The organism is Streptomyces araujoniae, assembly GCF_050871195.1.
GTDB classification, from domain to species: domain Bacteria; phylum Actinomycetota; class Actinomycetes; order Streptomycetales; family Streptomycetaceae; genus Streptomyces; species Streptomyces bacillaris.
The window spans coordinates 5381124-5395667 of record NZ_CP194070.1 but is presented as its reverse complement, the minus strand read 5'-3'; the positions used below and the strand labels follow the sequence as shown (position 1 = coordinate 5395667).

The window sequence follows — 14544 nt, the reverse complement described above, 5'->3', positions numbered from 1 at the left end:
GGCCCCACCGTGCCGCGGAGCACGGTGGGGCCTTCCGCGTCCCCTGACGGCATGACGAGAACCGGCCGAACGGAGAAAACACTTGGACTGGACCAAGCCTTGGCGTGCACACTCTCAGATCGATCACGCCCGACCGGGCCCAGCTCGCTCAGAGAGGCGTACATGCCCGTCATCGAAGTGGCAGACCTCGTCAAGGAGTTCAGTCGGCCCAAACGGCAGGAGGGCGCCTTCGCCGGCATCCGCACGCTCCTGACCCGTGAGCGGACCGTGAAGCGCGCGGTCGACGGCGTCGACTTCACGGTCGAGCGGGGCGAGATGGTCGGCTATCTCGGCCCCAACGGCGCGGGGAAGTCCACCACCATCAAGATGCTCACCGGCATCCTCGTCCCCACCTCCGGCACGGTCACGGTCGCCGGTGCCACGCCCTGGCGGGACCGGTCCCGCAACGCCCGCCGGATAGGCGTGGTCTTCGGCCAGCGCAGCCAGCTCTGGTGGGACCTGCCCCTGCGCGACTCGCTCTGGCTGATCGGCCGTCTCTACGACGTGCCGGAGGCCCGGTTCCGCGAGAGGCAGCGGGAGTTCAGCGAGGTGCTGGACCTGGGCCCGTTCCTCGACACCCCCGTCCGCCAGCTCTCCCTGGGCCAGCGGATGCGCGGCGACCTCGCCGCCGCGATGCTCTACGACCCGGACATCCTCTACCTGGACGAGCCGACGGTCGGGCTGGACGTCATCGCCAAGGAGCGGATACGCACCTTCGTCGGGGAGCTGAACCGGGAGTCGGGCACGACGGTCGTCCTCACCACCCACGACCTGGACGACGTCGAGGAGCTCTGCGACCGGATCGTCCTCATCGACCACGGCAAGGTCGCCTACGACGGCGCGGTGGACGAGCTGAAGACCCGCTACGCCCCGCACCGCGAACTCGTCGTGCAGACCGACCGGCTGGAGAGCGTCGAGGGCGCGGAGGTCGTCCGCCGGGAGGACGGCAGGGTGTGGCTGCGCTTCGACCCCGTACGCACCCCGCCCGCCGAACTGGTGGCGGCGGTCCTGGCGCAGCACCGGGTGACCGACCTCTCGATCGTGGAACCCGAGCTGGAGAGCGTCATCCACCGGATCTACGCGGACCGCGGATGACCGCCGCACCGGCCCCCACCGCGGCGAGGACGCCCCCCGCCTCCGCGGGACAGCCGCTCGGAACGCTGCTGCGGGCCCATCTCGCCTGCGCCCGGATGGAGTTCCGGGCCGCCCTCACCTACCGCACGGCCTATCTGTCGTCCTTCGTGATGATGCTCCTCCAGATCTGGCTGCTGACCGTGGTCTGGAAGGCCCTCTACGACGGCCGTGCGGAGGTGGACGGACGCAGCCTCGCCACCATGACGGCGTACGCGACCCTGACGGCGCTCCAGTACCAGCTGGTCAGCCCGTGGCGGTCCTCCCCCATCGACCAGCGGGTCCGGGAGGGCAAGGTCGCCGTGGACCTGCTGCGGCCCGTCGGCTTCCCCGGGCAGATGCTCGCCGGCCAGCTCGGGTGGGCGTCGGCCGCGGTCCCGGTCCTGCTGGTGGCCCTGCCGTTCGCGCTGCTGATCGGCGCGGGCCAGGCGCCCGCCTCCGCGGCGGCGGGGTTCGCCTACCCCGTGGCGCTCATCGGCGCGCTGCTGGTGAACCAGTTGCTCGGGCTGCTGCTCGGCCTGGTCTCCTTCTGGACCCTGGAGGTGAGCGGCGCCCACATGGCCTACCGCTTCGTGGCCCAGTTCTTCTCCGGGGCCCTGGTCCCGCTGTGGTTCATGCCGGGACCGGTCCGGGCGGCGGCGGAGTGGCTGCCCTTCCAGGCCACCGCCTACACCCCGGCGGCCGTGTACCTGGGCCAGGTCGAGGGCACGGGCATCCTGGCCGCCCTCGGGGTCCAGCTCGCGTGGATCGGCGCGCTCGGCGCCCTGGCCGCGTACGTCTGGTCACGCGCCCGGCGCCGCGTCATGTCGCAGGGGGGCTGAGGGACGATGCGAGGTCCACGGGTCTATCTGCTGCTGGCCGGTGCGGCGTTCCGGGCCGAGTTCCAGTACCGGGGGAACCTGTTCGTCAACATCATCGGCGGCCTGTTCTACCAGGGCGTCGGGCTGGCCTTCATCTGGGCGGTGCTGGACCGCTTCGGGCAGGTCGGCGGCTGGGGGCTGGGCGAGATCGCCTTCCTGTACGGGATCAGGCTGACCGCCCACGGTCTGTGGCTGCTCCCCGGTCACCAGCTGATCCACGTCGACGAGGTCGTCGTCGAGGGCGAGTACGACCGCTATCTCGTCCGCCCGGTGCCGCCGCTGGTCCAGCTCCTCACCCGCAGGGTGCGGCTCAGCTCCCTCGGCGACCTGGCGGGCGGAGCGGTCCTCCTCTCCATCGCCTCGGCCTCCGCCCCGGTCGACTGGTCGCCGGGGGCCGTCGGCTTCCTCGCGCTCGCGGTGGTAGGCGGTGCGCTGGTGGAGGGTTCCCTGCAACTGGCCGCCTCCGCGCTGGTCTTCCGGATGAAGCGGGTCTCCCCCATCAAGTTCGCCATCGACATGATCTTCAGCGACTTCGGCAACTACCCGCTGAAGATCTTCGGCCCGGTGGCCGGCTTCGGGCTGACCTTCGTCTTCCCCCTGGCCTTCGTCGCCTACCTCCCGGCGACCGTGCTGATGGACCGGGGAGAGGAACTCGCCGTGCCCGAATGGCTCGCCTGGGGCGCCCCCGCCATCGGCGTCGTGCTCATGTACGCGGCGTACCGCTTCTGGGAACGGCAGTCCCGCCACTACGAGAGCAGCGGGCACTGAGCGGGGCGCTAGGCCTTCGCCCAGCTCCGCCCGCTCAGGTGCCGCGTGACCCCGCCGGGTCGCGCGGCACCCGCCGTTCCCGTGGGTGCCGCCTCCCTCCGCTCCGCATCGCGCAGTTGGCGGGTGATGCGGTGCTCCCGCAGGAGGCCGACAACGGCCGGGAGGGCGACGAAAGCGAAGAGGGCGGTCACGGTGAGGTAGTCCAGGAAGAGGTTCATGGCTCCACCCTCGTCCGCCCGAGGACTTTTCGTCAGTGGCAGCACTGCCACACAGCATCGAATTACTGCCACACTGCCTCCATGCTGCACAACGTCGCCGTCCTGCTGCTCGACGAGGTCCACCCCTTCGAACTCGGCGTGCTGAGCGAGGTCTTCGGGCTGGACCGGAGCGAAGAGGGCCTGCCCGTCCACGACTTCGCCGTCGTCTCCGCCGAGGGCCCGGTGCTCAGCACCCATGCGGGGTTCACCATCAGTACGCCCCACGGGCTGGAGCGGCTGGAGGAGGCCGACCTCGTCGCCGTACCGGCGGGCAGTCGCTTCATGGAGCGGGAGTACCCCGACGAGGTCCTGGAGGCGCTGCGGCGGGCCGTGGAGCGCGGGGCGCGCGTGCTGAGCGTCTGCTCGGGGGCGTACGTCCTCGGGGCGGCGGGGCTGCTGGACGGGCGCCGCTGCACCACGCACTGGCGCCATGCGGCGGAGCTGGCGCGCCGCTACCCGAAGGCGATCGTGGAGCCGGACGTGCTGTACGTGGACGAGGGGTCCGTGATCACCTCGGCCGGGACCGCGTCGGGCATCGACGCCTGCCTCCACCTCGTGCGCCAGGCGTACGGGCAGGACGCGGCCAACACCATCGCCCGGCGGATGGTGGTGCCGCCGCACCGGGACGGCGGGCAGGCGCAGTACATCAACCGGCCGCTGCCCCGGAACGCGTGCGACACCGTCGGCTCCACACTGGCGTGGATGGAGAGCCACCTCGACCGGGAGATGTCGGTGGAGCAGCTCGCGGCGCTGGCGCACATGTCGCCGCGCACCTTCGCCCGCCGCTTCCAGCAGGAGACCGGGACGACGCCGTACCGCTGGCTGCTGCGGCAGCGGGTGCTGCTGGCCCAGCATCTGCTGGAGACCTCGGACCGGACGATCGACACGATCGCCTCGCAGACCGGGTTCGGCACGGCCGCGACCCTGCGCCACCAGTTCGTGCGGACGCTCGGGACGACCCCGAACGCGTACCGCCGGACCTTCCGGGGGCCGGGGCCGGGAGCAGGGCCGGGAGCGGACCCGGAACGCGCGATGCCCGGCGTCGCCTGAGGGGGCGGACGCCGGGCGCGGCGGAGCGCTGGAGGTCAGACGCCGCAGCTGGGGGCCGACCAGTGGCGGTTGGGGCCCTGGTTGACGTGCACGTGGTCGTTGTGGCCGCTGTAGCCCGGGCCGAGGATCCCGCGGAAGCCGTGGTAGCGGGCCTGCTTGGCCAGTGTGCACAGGGAGTGCGGCGAGGCGCCGAGGTCGACCGCGTCACCGTACATGTGGCGGCTGTTGGAGGCCCCGCCGACCGCCGCGTTGCAGGAGGCGGAGCGGAAACCGCTGGTGACCCGGATGGACTTGTCGCCGAGCGCGTGGCGCAGCGCCTCCAGCTTCCACATGCTGCTCAGCGCGTTGGCCTTCGCCGTACCCGCCGCGACCTTGCCGCCCGCCCAGGTGCTGTTGCACTTGTTCAGCTCGGGGTACGTGAAGTGGACCGGGGTGCAGTCGTTGTCCTGGAGCGCGTAGATCTTGGCCTGCGTGGCCGGGCCCGCGACCCCGTCGGCGGCCAGGCCGTAGGCCGCCTGGAACCGCTTGACGGCGGCGGTGGTGGCCGGGCCGTAGGAACCGTCGATCGCCAGCACGGAGTTGTAGCCGGGCCAGCCGGCGACCCGGATCTGGAGCTGTGTGACGTCGTTGCCGGTGGCCCCGGCCTTCAGCGTGCGGGTCCAGGTGTAACAGCCGTCGGCCTGCGCGGGGCCCGCGGTCAACACCACCCCGCCCAACGCGAAGGTAATGGTCATGACAAGTCCGAGCAGAACGCGTGCGGCGCGTTTCGGCATGGGGCTCCCTCTCGATCACGGTCGCTGTGGGGCGAGCCTGGCGGAGCGGGTCGACGCGCGTCAACTATCCACAGGTAAACGGCAGTTAGCTGCCAGGCGTGGCGTGCGGCCAGGGCCGGGCGGGCAGCGGAAAGGCGGCCCGGCCGGTGCCGGACCGCCTCGTTCCGCAGGCGCGCGCCCTCAGGCGTTGGGGACCGTCTCGTAGCGCGGCGTGCCCTCTTCCATCTGCCGCAGCGCGTCCTTGCGGTCGCGCTTGGAGAGCCGGTCGATGTACAGGTAGCCGTACAGGTGGTCCGTCTCGTGCTGGAGGCAGCGCGCGAAGTAGCCGGTGCCCCGGACCCGGATCGGGTTGCCCTCGGCGTCCTGGCCGCGCACCACCGCGTAGTCGGGGCGGGCCAGCGAGGCGTACGCGGTCGGGACCGAGAGGCAGCCCTCGTTGGAGTCGTCCAGCACCCGCGCCTCGGGGGCCAGTTCCTCCAGGACCGGGTTGCAGACCACGCCGGTGTGCCGCTTGCCGTCGTCGTCCGGGCAGTCGTAGACGAAGACCTTGAGGTCCACGCCGATCTGGTTGGCCGCCAGGCCCACGCCCTCGGCCGTCTTCTGGCTGGCGAACATGTCGTCGATGAGCTTCGCCAGCTCGTCGTCGAACTCGGTGACGTCCTTGCACTCCTTGTGCAGCACCGGGTTGCCCACGACCGTGATCGGGCGCGACGTGCCGCGCTCCCGGTACGCCGCCTCGCGCGCCTCGCAGTCCTCGGTGTCGACGACGAACCCCTCGTCGTCCACGCCGATCCGCCCGTCCGTCTCCTGCTGCGACATGTCCGCCGTACGCCTTCCTGCAAAACCTGAACTCGGTGACCCCGCCCGACCCGGCCGGATGCCGGGATGCGCGGGAGGAACAGCACCGCGATCGGTGCGCGTACAGCCTACGGGCAGCGGTCAGCAGACTTCTTCGAGATCCCGCCACTCGCGGCTGTCCGGACTGTCGGCGACCCAGCCGTCCAGCAGCCCGCGCACCAGCCCGGCCGGGGCCGCGAGACCGCACTCTCGCTCGGGGACCCAGAGGTCACCGCCGCCCGCCGTACGGTGGCCGAGCGGCCCGGGGTGGCCCGGCTCGCTGTGGTCGTGCGGGTCCAGGTGCTCGCCGTCCCCCTCGTCGCTCTCCATCCGGCTCTCCGAACAGGCCCGGCAGAGCAGCCGGACGGAGGAGGACCAGTCCTCGGCGGCGAACCCGGCGTCCGAGGCGAGCTTCTCCAGCGCGTCCCGGTCCTCCTCGGTGGCCGCCTCCAGCAGCACCACCCAGGTCGGCACCGGGGAGGGCGCCCACAGCTCGATCTCGTCGAAGACCGGATACGTCGGCCCGGCGGCGGTGACCCGCTCCCCGTTGGGCACCCCGTCGTGCAGCACGACCTCGCCCCAGCGCCGCCCGGAGGACGGCAGCGGGATGGAGAGCACCTCGATCCGGGCCGGGTCGAGCCGACGGCCCCAGACCACCTCGGCCTCGCCCTCCGGCGAGAGCCGCACCGCGGCGCTGCCCAGCTCCATACCGGTGGGCTCGGTGGTGGCCGCGCTGTTCAGCCCCGCGCCGGGCACCTTGAGTCCGTACGCCTGCCAGGCCCGGCGCGCCAGCGGCCAGTCCTGGAGCGCGGTGGCGGCGATGCCGACGTTCCACCAGTCCGGGGCGCCGGACTCGCGGTCCAGCAGCGCGACCGCCCGCAGGCCCGCCGCGCGCGCCTGCTCCCAGTCGTGCCGGAACTTGTGGAGCAGCGCCAGATTGAACCAGGACTCCGAGAGCCAGGGCTCCAGATCCGCCGCGCGCGTCAGCAGCGCCCCCGCGTCCTCGTACCGGCCGTCGCCGATCAGCGTGAACGCGCGGTCCGTGGCCTGCCGCCAAGAGGCGGACGGCCGATGCCGTACCTTCCCGAAGATCCTCACGATTCCCGCCTGTCCCGACTGGACACCCTCGTATTCGCTCTGCTTTCGCATCCAACCATGCCCGGCCGGACGCCCGCTCATTACCCATGGGTTACCCACCCCCGGCCAGGGTCAGACCGCCCCGGGCCGAGCTCTCGCGAGGGCGCTCGCGGCCGGTGTCCGGTGGTCGGGTCCGGCGGCGGTGCCGAGCCGCTCCAGCGGCCCCGGGGGCCCGTCGATGCCTTCCCCGCACCGGCCGCCGTATGCGTCGGCCGGGCCGTGAATCCTGGGGAGGGCGGGGATGCGCGGGCGTGCGCGGGGGCCGCGGCCGGGTGTGTGAGGCCCACCCGGCGGGCGGCGGACGGCAGGAAGCGGTGCGCGGAGGACTACTCGCGCGCTGTGGCGGTGTCCTGGCCGCCGAGGGTGATGTCCTGCTCGGGCACGGCCTCGCCGGCCCGGATCAGGTCGATCCGGCCCATCACCTTCGAGCGCAGGTCACTCGGGACCTCGTCCTGGCCGCAGCAGCGCTTGACCAGCTTCTTCACGGCCTGCTCCAGGCCGTACTTCTCCAGGCACGGGGAGCACTCCTCGAAGTGCACCTCGAACTTGGTGCAGTCGCCCTCGGGCATCTCCCGGTCGAGGAACTCGTAGAGATGGTCGAGGACCTCCGAGCAGTCGGTCTCGTGCGGCTCTCCGCAGTTCATGAGGCAGAGCCCTTCCGATCGTCCGAACCACCGGTGCCGGCCGCGACGAGCCCGCGCTCACGGGCGTAGTCCTCCAGCATGCCGCGCAGCTGGCGGCGGCCACGGTGCAGCCGGGACATCACCGTACCGATGGGTGTCCCCATGATGTCCGCGATCTCCTTGTAGGCAAAGCCCTCGACGTCGGCGAGATAGACGGCGATGCGGAACTCTTCGGGGATCGCCTGGAGCGCGGCCTTCACATCGGAGTCCGGGAGGTGGTCGAGCGCCTGGGACTCGGCGGAGCGCAGACCGGTCGACATGTGCGACTCGGCGCGCGCCAGCTGCCAGTCCTCGATCTCCTCGGCGGCGCTGCGCTGGGGCTCGCGCTGCTTCTTGCGGTACGAGTTGATGAAGGTGTTGGTGAGGATGCGGTACATCCACGCCTTGAGGTTGGTGCCCTCACGGAACTGGTGGAAGGAGCCGTACGCCTTGGCGTAGGTCTCCTGGACCAGGTCCTCGGCGTCGGCGGGGTTGCGCGTCATGCGCAGCGCGGCCGAGTACATCTGGTCGAGAAAGCCGAGGGCGTCCCGCTCGAAGCGCGCGTTGCGCTCCGCGGGCGTCTCGGGTGCACGGCCGTCGTCGGTCCCTGTGTCGGTCCCAGTGACCGGACCCACCTCCTCCAACGATGTGGCGGAGCCGAAGCCGGACCCGCTCGTCTCGGAGAATAGTCGACCTTGCTTCGGGACGGGCTGTCGACCGGCTTCGCCCGGCGTCCGCCCGGAGGTGGTCCTCGCCGCGGGCAGCACCGTCCACTCCAGGTCAGCGGCGTTCGAGCGGCTCGGGCAGATGGTCGAACCCATGCGACGGACTCCCTCTCCACGTACGACGTTGTTGTACCGACGTCCCGAACAACAGCGCCCTTCCACAGGGCATTCCCGTGGGCCGCGTCGCGGGGCGCGGGCCGCGGGGGCGGCGGGCCCGGCCGTGGCCCGGGTCACCCGAGTGACGTCAGCCATCCGGTGACCGCCCCGGTGATGACCGCCATCGCCTGAGCCTCGCTCAGGCCGGACTTCTTCGGTACGGCGAAGCCATGGTCCCCGTAGGGGACTTCTGTCAGCCGGTACGGGCCGGGCGGGAACTCCGCGGGCCGCCCGAACGGGTCGTTGCCGCCCTGGACGACCAGGGTGGGCACCCCCGTACCGAGCAGTTCGCCGGCCCGCGACTTCTCCGGCCTGCCCGGCGGGTGGAGCGGGAAGCTGAGGGCGAGCACCGCCGCCGCCCCCAGCTCCGTGGCCGTGCGGCAGGCGACCCGGGCTCCGGCGCTGCGGCCTCCGGCGACGACCGGGAGGCCCGGTCCGGCCAGGGCGGGCCACAGCCCGCGCCAGCCGGTGTCCAGGGTCTTCGGGGCGGGCGCCACCTTCTTCCCGGCCACCCGCCAGGGCTGCTCCACCAGGGCGACGGTGACCCCGTGTCCGGGCAGGGCGGCGGCCAGGGCCTGGAGGTCGCGGGCCTCGATGCCGCCGCCCGCCCCGTGGCTCACGGCCAGCACGAGGCGGGCAGGGGCGGCCGTGGCACGGAACCAGGTGATCCGGGCCTCTCCGGCGTCGGTGGGGACGGTCTGCGTACGTGGTCGACGGCTCACGGGGCCATCCTCTCCCGGGCGCCGCTCACGACCCCTCAGGAGAACCGCCGGAGAAGCCCGGCGCCGCCCTCGCGGCAGCGTGGTCCCGGCGCGCCCCTCGGCACAGCCAGGCCTCCTCGGCGCGGCGTGGCCCCGCGTGCCCCCCTCGGCGCGGCAAGACCCCGCATGCTCCCCTCGGCGCGGCAAGCCCCGCGCGCCCCCTCTCCGCAGCGAGGCCCAGCACACGCCTCAGAACAGCGTGGCCTCCTCCGGAGCGGCCAGTTCCTCCAGCAGTTCGGGGCCGTTGTTGCGGACGTTGCTGACGGCGGTGGCGACCGGGTAGGCGCGCATCATCCCGCCGGGCGGCGGCTCCAGGAGCGCGCGCAGTTCGTCCAGGCCGGTGTGCGTGGGGTCCAGCCAGGCGTCCCAGCGGTCCGGGGTGAGCATCAGCGGCATCCGGGGGTGGATGTCCGCGAGTGCCGACGGGCCCTCGGCGGGGGCGACGGCCAGAGGGGTGGTCTCGGCCTCGGTGGTGATCACCGAGCACGTCACCCACCAGGCGTTCTCGTGGTCGCCGGGGAGGGTCGGGTCGCGCCAGAACTCGTACAGTCCGGCCATCGCGAAGACCGAGCCGTCGGCGGGGGTGACGAAGTAGGGCTGCTTGCGCGCCCGCTTCTTGCCCTTCTTCTCCTCCAGCTGCCGCTCCTCGGCCCCGGTGACCCACTCGTAGTAGCCGTCGGCGGGCAGGATGCAGCGGCGCTGGGCGAAGGCGTTGCGGAAGGAGGGTTTCTCGTGGACGGTCTCCGAACGGGCGTTGATCATCCGGGCGGCGCCCTCGGGGGTCTTCGACCAGGAGGGGACGAGTCCCCATTTCAGGGTCCGCAGCTGGCGAACCGGACGCCGGTCGTCCGCGTCCTTAACAGGACGTTCCAGTACCGCGTAGACCTCTTTGGTCGGCGCCACGTTCCAGTCCTGCTCCAGGGTCTCGGTGGTCTCCCACTTCTCGACCCTGAAGAGCCGGTTCAGGTCCTCGGGTTTCCGACTGGCTGCAAACCTTCCGCACATAAGTGCCAGACTGCCACGACCGCCCGCACCCACCGCAAGGAGTCGCCCGGCCGATGAACAGCACCGATCTGGGCGACCTGTGGGATCGCCTCACCGGCACCCAGTCCGCACCCGAACAGTGGCTGGTGGTGGTGACGGCTGCGCTGGCGCTCATCGCCGTCGTACCGAACCCGATATGGCGCCTCGCGCGCAACACCATCACCATCGCGCACGAGGGCGGCCACGGCCTGGTGGCCCTGCTCACCGGGCGCCGGCTCTCCGGCATCCGGCTGCACTCGGACACCAGCGGGCTGACGGTGAGCCGGGGCAGGCCGACCGGGATCGGCATGATCCTCACGGCGGCGGCCGGCTACACGGCCCCCTCGCTGCTGGGCCTGGGCGGCGCCTGGCTGCTCACCAACGGCCGGATCACGCTGCTGCTGTGGATCGCGACGGCGCTGCTGGCCGCGATGCTGGTGATGATCCGCAATGTGTACGGGGCGCTCACCGTCATCCTGACGGGCACCGCCTTCCTGCTGGTGTCCTGGCTGACCTCGTCGGACGTGCAGTCGGCGTTCGCGTACGCGGTGGTCTGGTTCCTGCTGCTGGGCGGGGTGCGGCCGCCCTTCGAGCTGCAGTCCAAGCGGCGCTACGGCGGTGCCCCGGACTCGGACGCGGACCAGCTGGCCCGGCTGACCCACGCCCCGGCGGCGCTGTGGCTCTTCCTCTTCCACGCGGTGTCGCTCTGCTCACTGATCGGCGGCGGGCGCTGGCTGCTGGGCTGGTAGCCCCGGAGGGATCCGTTCCGGTCCGGACCACTGTCTCTCCGCACGTCACCGTTGTTGGGTTACGCGTCGTTTTCCGGCCCTTTGCCGCTGCTCCCGGTTGTGCGCGGAACCACTAAAGTGTTGGCCATGACCGAGAGTCCCGTGCACCCCGCCCTCTGGCCCGCACCTCACGCGAGTGGAGCCGTCGACGCGACCGTCACCGTGCCCGGATCGAAATCGGTCACCAATCGGGCGCTGGTCCTGGCTTCGCTGGCCTCCGAGCCGGGCTGGCTCCGCCGCCCGCTGCGCTCCCGCGACACCCTGCTGATGGCCGAGGCGCTGCGCGCGATGGGCGTGGGCATCGAGGAGACCGTCTCCTCCTCGTCCGCGACCAGCCCGTCCGCCGCCGCCTCCCCGGACAGCACCGGCGAGGCCTGGCGGGTCATCCCGGCGGGGCTGCACGGCCCGGTCACCGTCGACGTCGGCAACGCCGGCACCGTCATGCGCTTCCTGCCGCCCGTCGCCACCCTCGCCGACGGCCCGATCCGGTTCGACGGCGACCCCCGCTCGTACGAACGTCCGCTGACCGGCGTCATCGATGGGCTGCGGGCGCTGGGCGCGCGGATCGACGACGACGGGCGCGGCGCGCTGCCGCTGACCGTGCACGGCGGCGGGGCGCTGGAGGGCGGCCCGGTCTCGATCGACGCGTCGTCGTCCTCGCAGTTCGTCTCGGCGCTGCTGCTGTCGGGGCCACGGTTCAACCAGGGCGTGGAGGTCCGGCACACCGGCTCCGTCCTGCCCTCGATGCCGCACATCCGGATGACCGTCGACATGCTGCGGGCCGTGGGCGCGCAGGTGGACGAGCCGGAGACGGGCGGCGAGCCGAACGTGTGGCGGGTCTCCCCCTCCGCCCTGCTCGGCCGGGACCTGACGATCGAGCCGGACCTCTCCAACGCCCAGCCGTTCCTGGCCGCGGCGCTGGTGACCGGCGGCAAGGTCACCATCCCGGACTGGCCCGAGCGGACCACCCAGCCGGGTGACGCGCTGCGCGAGATCTTCACCGCGATGGGTGGCAGCTGCGAGCTGACCGAGCGCGGTCTGACCTTCACCGGCACCGGCCGGATCCACGGCATCGACGTGGACCTCGGCGAGGTCGGCGAGCTGACCCCGGGCATCGCGGCCGTCGCCGCCCTGGCCGACTCCCCCTCCACGCTGAGCGGCGTCGCGCACCTCCGGCTCCACGAGACGGACCGGCTGGCCGCGCTCACCAAGGAGATCAACGAGCTGGGCGGTGACGTCACGGAGACGGCCGACGGGCTCCACATCCGCCCGCGCCCGCTGCACGGCGGCGTCTTCCACACCTACGACGACCACCGGATGGCCACCGCCGGGGCGATCATCGGCCTCGCGGTCGAGGGTGTCGAGATCGAGAACGTGGGGACCACCGCCAAGACCCTGCCGGACTTCCCCCAGTTGTGGACCGGGATGCTCGGGATCTAGATCATGCGCCGCTACGGGAAGAACCCCGACGAGGACGACATCCGCGTCCGCCCCAACCGCAAGGGCAACCGGCCGCGTACGCACATCCGGCCCAAGCACGAGGACGCCGAGGACGGCATGGTCCTCACCGTCGACCGGGGCCGGCTGACCTGTCTCGTCGACGGGCGGACCGTGGTGGCGATGAAGGCCCGCGAGCTGGGGCGCAAGGCCGCGGTGGTGGGCGATACCGTCTCCCTCGTCGGGGACCTGTCCGGCGAGAAGGACACCCTGGCCCGGATCGTGCGGATCGCCTCGCGCCGTACGGTGCTGCGGCGCACGGCCGACGACGACGATCCGTACGAGAGGGTCGTCGTCGCCAACGCCGACCAGCTGGCGATCGTCACCGCGCTGGCCGATCCGGAGCCGCGCCCGCGCATGATCGACCGCTGTCTGGTGGCGGCGTACGACGGCGGTCTGACCCCGCTGCTGGTGCTCACCAAGTCCGACCTGGCCTCACCGGACAAGCTGCTGGAGGCCTACACCCCGCTCGGTGTGCCGTACGTGGTGACCAGCCGCGAGGAGCTGGAGAGCGGCGGCGCGGCGGACCGGGTGCGCGAGCAGCTGGAGGGCAGGATCACCGCCTTCGTCGGACACTCCGGGGTCGGCAAGACGACGCTGGTCAACGCCCTGGTGCCGGCGGACCGGCGGCGTACCACCGGCAATGTCAACGCGGTCACCGGCCGCGGCCGGCACACCACCACCTCCGCGCTGGCGCTGCCGCTGCCCGACGGGCGCGGCTGGGTCGTCGACACCCCCGGCGTCCGGTCGTTCGGGCTGCACCACGTCGACCCGTCGCGCGTCATCCACGCCTTCCCCGACCTGGAGCCGGGCACCGAGGAGTGCCCGCGCGGCTGCACCCACGACGAGAACCAGCCGGAGTGCGCGCTGGACGCCTGGGTGGCCGAGGGGCACGCCGATCCGGCGCGGCTCGACTCGCTGCGGCGCCTTCTCGCCACCCGTGAGCGGCGCGAGGGCGACTGAATCCAGGCGCGGCTACGGGTCGGCTGTTTTCGGTCGGTGTCCTGTGGGCATGTTTGCGAGTTTCAACGACTGGTAAAGGCATAATCGCACCGAGCGGGGCGAACCGGTCACCTACGCAACACCTACGCAGGAGGCAACGGACGATGGCATGGCTGCTGGTCGTGGTCGCCGGACTGCTGGAGACCGGTTTCGCCGTATGTCTGAAGCTCTCGCACGGCTTCACCCGGCTCTGGCCGACCCTCGCGTTCGCCGCCTTCGCCCTGAGCAGTTTCGGCCTGCTGACGATGGCCCTGAAGAAGCTGGACGTGGGACCGGCGTACGCGGTGTGGACCGGCATCGGAGCCGCCGGTACGGCGATCTACGGCATGGTCTTCCTCGGTGACGTCGTCTCGACCCTGAAGCTGGTGTCGATCTCGCTGGTGATCATCGGCGTGATCGGGCTCCAGCTCTCCGGCTCGGCGCACTGACGCCCCGGTCCGGCGCGGTCGCCGGGCACGATCACGTACGAGAGCGCGAGCCGGAGCACACGCTCGCAGCGCGCGGGCGTGAGCGGGTGCGCGGCGGCCGCCATCCTGTCCCTGGCCACGGCGAGCAGGTGCCCCGGCACGGGGACCCCGGGGCCGGGACGGGGGAGCCCCTCACCCCAGACCCCGGTGAGCAGTCCCTTGACGAGGGGGTCGGCGCGGGCGGCCCGGACGGTCCAGCGCGCCACGGCGGCCGGGCGCTCCGGCGCGGGCGCCGCCAGTGCGCGGTCCACGCCGGTCAGATAGCGGTCGGCGGCCTGCCGCAGCAGGGCGGTGGCGAGGCCTCCCTTGGCGCCGAACTCGTTGTAGAGGGTCTGCCGGGAGACCCCGGCCAGCGCGGCCACGTCGACCATCCGCACCGTGTGCCAGGGCCGGTCGCCGAGCGCCCTGAGGGCGGCGTCCAGCAGGGCTTCTCGCGCTGTCGGCATCGCCGCCTCCCGGGCCGGGCCGCGCCGGGGGCCCGCGCTTCAGCGTTGAGGCGGTGGTGGCGGCTGTCAAGGGTCCGCGTACGGGGCCGGGGCGCGGTGGCCCGCCGTGGAACCGGGGCCGGTGATCACCGTACGGGGGCCGGTGGCCCGGCCCCCGTACGGCTG

17 protein-coding genes are annotated in these 14544 nt (G+C 72.3%); 8 read left to right on the top strand and 9 right to left on the bottom strand.

Annotation, left to right across the window (positions count from 1 at the left end; genetic code table 11):
• The first annotated feature begins 162 nt into the window (after positions 1 to 162).
• From ACQ9ZG_RS23380 to ACQ9ZG_RS23370, 3 genes are read left to right on the top strand one after another with little or no spacing between them, the layout of a single operon-like run.
• Positions 163 to 1134, top strand: a complete 972-nt coding sequence (locus tag ACQ9ZG_RS23380; RefSeq protein ID WP_109914142.1) for an ABC transporter ATP-binding protein — start codon at positions 163 to 165, stop codon at positions 1132 to 1134.
• Positions 1131 to 1991 carry an ABC transporter permease gene (locus tag ACQ9ZG_RS23375; protein WP_181398044.1) on the top strand — a complete coding sequence of 287 codons (861 nt, stop codon included), beginning with the start codon at positions 1131 to 1133 and terminating at the stop codon, positions 1989 to 1991. Before ACQ9ZG_RS23380 ends, ACQ9ZG_RS23375 begins: the two co-directional genes overlap by 4 nt.
• Before the next feature lie 6 nt (positions 1992 to 1997).
• On the top strand, positions 1998 to 2798 hold the full coding sequence (locus ACQ9ZG_RS23370; RefSeq protein WP_109914143.1) for an ABC transporter permease: 801 nt from the start codon (positions 1998 to 2000) through the stop codon (positions 2796 to 2798).
• Between the two features lie 8 nt (positions 2799 to 2806).
• Here ACQ9ZG_RS23370 and ACQ9ZG_RS23365 read toward each other — a convergent pair whose 3' ends face one another.
• Positions 2807 to 3016 carry a hypothetical protein gene (locus tag ACQ9ZG_RS23365; RefSeq protein ID WP_018489101.1) on the bottom strand — a complete coding sequence of 70 codons (210 nt, stop codon included), beginning with the start codon at positions 3014 to 3016 and terminating at the stop codon, positions 2807 to 2809.
• Between the two features lie 81 nt (positions 3017 to 3097).
• Here ACQ9ZG_RS23365 and ACQ9ZG_RS23360 point away from each other — a divergent pair, with 81 nt between their 5' ends.
• Complete coding sequence (locus ACQ9ZG_RS23360) at positions 3098 to 4105, top strand: GlxA family transcriptional regulator (RefSeq protein WP_109914144.1); 1008 nt, start codon at positions 3098 to 3100, stop codon at positions 4103 to 4105.
• Between the two features lie 35 nt (positions 4106 to 4140).
• On the opposite strand, the gene ACQ9ZG_RS23355 is transcribed toward ACQ9ZG_RS23360, so the two are convergent.
• The 7 genes from ACQ9ZG_RS23355 to ACQ9ZG_RS23325 form a co-directional block, all read right to left on the bottom strand.
• Positions 4141 to 4878, bottom strand: coding sequence for a D-Ala-D-Ala carboxypeptidase family metallohydrolase (locus tag ACQ9ZG_RS23355; protein ID WP_026237715.1), 738 nt, complete (start codon positions 4876 to 4878; stop codon positions 4141 to 4143).
• A 180-nt stretch (positions 4879 to 5058) separates the two neighbouring features.
• Positions 5059 to 5697, bottom strand: a complete 639-nt coding sequence (gene def, locus ACQ9ZG_RS23350; RefSeq protein WP_028416298.1) for a peptide deformylase — start codon at positions 5695 to 5697, stop codon at positions 5059 to 5061.
• Positions 5698 to 5817: 120 nt separating this feature from the next.
• On the bottom strand, positions 5818 to 6813 hold the full coding sequence (locus tag ACQ9ZG_RS23345; protein WP_028416297.1) for a tetratricopeptide repeat protein: 996 nt from the start codon (positions 6811 to 6813) through the stop codon (positions 5818 to 5820).
• 365 nt (positions 6814 to 7178) lie between these two features.
• Positions 7179 to 7496, bottom strand: a complete 318-nt coding sequence (gene rsrA / locus ACQ9ZG_RS23340) for a mycothiol system anti-sigma-R factor (RefSeq protein ID WP_018489106.1) — start codon at positions 7494 to 7496, stop codon at positions 7179 to 7181.
• The gene (locus tag ACQ9ZG_RS23335; RefSeq protein ID WP_018489107.1) at positions 7493 to 8149 is read right to left on the bottom strand and encodes a sigma-70 family RNA polymerase sigma factor; all 657 of its coding nucleotides are present in this window, start codon (positions 8147 to 8149) and stop codon (positions 7493 to 7495) included. Before ACQ9ZG_RS23335 ends, rsrA begins: the two co-directional genes overlap by 4 nt.
• A gap of 320 nt (positions 8150 to 8469) precedes the next feature.
• A complete protein-coding gene (locus ACQ9ZG_RS23330; RefSeq protein ID WP_499281197.1) occupies positions 8470 to 9117 on the bottom strand; it encodes an alpha/beta hydrolase family protein in 648 nt (215 codons plus the stop codon).
• A gap of 228 nt (positions 9118 to 9345) precedes the next feature.
• Entirely contained in the window at positions 9346 to 10161 is an 816-nt protein-coding gene (locus ACQ9ZG_RS23325; protein WP_109916442.1) for an SOS response-associated peptidase, read from the bottom strand.
• Positions 10162 to 10214: 53 nt separating this feature from the next.
• Here ACQ9ZG_RS23325 and ACQ9ZG_RS23320 point away from each other — a divergent pair, with 53 nt between their 5' ends.
• The 4 genes from ACQ9ZG_RS23320 (at position 10215) to ACQ9ZG_RS23305 (ending at position 13894) form a co-directional block, all read left to right on the top strand.
• Positions 10215 to 10928: a M50 family metallopeptidase gene (locus ACQ9ZG_RS23320; RefSeq protein ID WP_018489110.1), complete on the top strand. Its 714-nt coding sequence runs from the start codon at positions 10215 to 10217 to the stop codon at positions 10926 to 10928.
• Between the two features lie 126 nt (positions 10929 to 11054).
• Positions 11055 to 12407 (top strand): 3-phosphoshikimate 1-carboxyvinyltransferase, encoded by a 1353-nt coding sequence (gene aroA, locus ACQ9ZG_RS23315; RefSeq protein ID WP_109916441.1) that lies wholly within the window; start codon positions 11055 to 11057, stop codon positions 12405 to 12407.
• 3 nt (positions 12408 to 12410) lie between these two features.
• Positions 12411 to 13427, top strand: coding sequence for a ribosome small subunit-dependent GTPase A (gene rsgA, locus ACQ9ZG_RS23310; protein ID WP_028416292.1), 1017 nt, complete (start codon positions 12411 to 12413; stop codon positions 13425 to 13427).
• 143 nt (positions 13428 to 13570) lie between these two features.
• Positions 13571 to 13894 (top strand): DMT family transporter, encoded by a 324-nt coding sequence (locus ACQ9ZG_RS23305; protein WP_026237717.1) that lies wholly within the window; start codon positions 13571 to 13573, stop codon positions 13892 to 13894.
• On the opposite strand, the gene ACQ9ZG_RS23300 is transcribed toward ACQ9ZG_RS23305, so the two are convergent.
• Positions 13786 to 14379: a TetR/AcrR family transcriptional regulator gene (locus ACQ9ZG_RS23300; RefSeq protein ID WP_499281196.1), complete on the bottom strand. Its 594-nt coding sequence runs from the start codon at positions 14377 to 14379 to the stop codon at positions 13786 to 13788. The genes ACQ9ZG_RS23305 and ACQ9ZG_RS23300 overlap by 109 nt on opposite strands.
• Positions 14380 to 14544 lie beyond the last annotated feature (165 nt).

What these genes read in the sequence shown, in the direction of transcription:
- ACQ9ZG_RS23380 (WP_109914142.1), top strand. Translation starts at nt 163, where the DNA reads ATGCCCGTCATCGAAGTGGCAGACCTCGTCAAGGAGTTCAGTCGGCCC.
- ACQ9ZG_RS23375 (WP_181398044.1), top strand. Translation starts at nt 1,131, where the DNA reads ATGACCGCCGCACCGGCCCCCACCGCGGCGAGGACGCCCCCCGCCTCC.
- ACQ9ZG_RS23370 (WP_109914143.1), top strand. Translation starts at nt 1,998, where the DNA reads ATGCGAGGTCCACGGGTCTATCTGCTGCTGGCCGGTGCGGCGTTCCGG.
- ACQ9ZG_RS23365 (WP_018489101.1), bottom strand. Translation starts at nt 3,016, where the DNA reads ATGAACCTCTTCCTGGACTACCTCACCGTGACCGCCCTCTTCGCTTTC.
- ACQ9ZG_RS23360 (WP_109914144.1), top strand. Translation starts at nt 3,098, where the DNA reads ATGCTGCACAACGTCGCCGTCCTGCTGCTCGACGAGGTCCACCCCTTC.
- ACQ9ZG_RS23355 (WP_026237715.1), bottom strand. Translation starts at nt 4,878, where the DNA reads ATGCCGAAACGCGCCGCACGCGTTCTGCTCGGACTTGTCATGACCATT.
- def (WP_028416298.1), bottom strand. Translation starts at nt 5,697, where the DNA reads ATGTCGCAGCAGGAGACGGACGGGCGGATCGGCGTGGACGACGAGGGG.
- rsrA (WP_018489106.1), bottom strand. Translation starts at nt 7,496, where the DNA reads ATGAACTGCGGAGAGCCGCACGAGACCGACTGCTCGGAGGTCCTCGAC.
- ACQ9ZG_RS23325 (WP_109916442.1), bottom strand. Translation starts at nt 10,161, where the DNA reads ATGTGCGGAAGGTTTGCAGCCAGTCGGAAACCCGAGGACCTGAACCGG.
- ACQ9ZG_RS23320 (WP_018489110.1), top strand. Translation starts at nt 10,215, where the DNA reads ATGAACAGCACCGATCTGGGCGACCTGTGGGATCGCCTCACCGGCACC.
- aroA (WP_109916441.1), top strand. Translation starts at nt 11,055, where the DNA reads ATGACCGAGAGTCCCGTGCACCCCGCCCTCTGGCCCGCACCTCACGCG.
- rsgA (WP_028416292.1), top strand. Translation starts at nt 12,411, where the DNA reads ATGCGCCGCTACGGGAAGAACCCCGACGAGGACGACATCCGCGTCCGC.
- ACQ9ZG_RS23305 (WP_026237717.1), top strand. Translation starts at nt 13,571, where the DNA reads ATGGCATGGCTGCTGGTCGTGGTCGCCGGACTGCTGGAGACCGGTTTC.
- ACQ9ZG_RS23300 (WP_499281196.1), bottom strand. Translation starts at nt 14,379, where the DNA reads ATGCCGACAGCGCGAGAAGCCCTGCTGGACGCCGCCCTCAGGGCGCTC.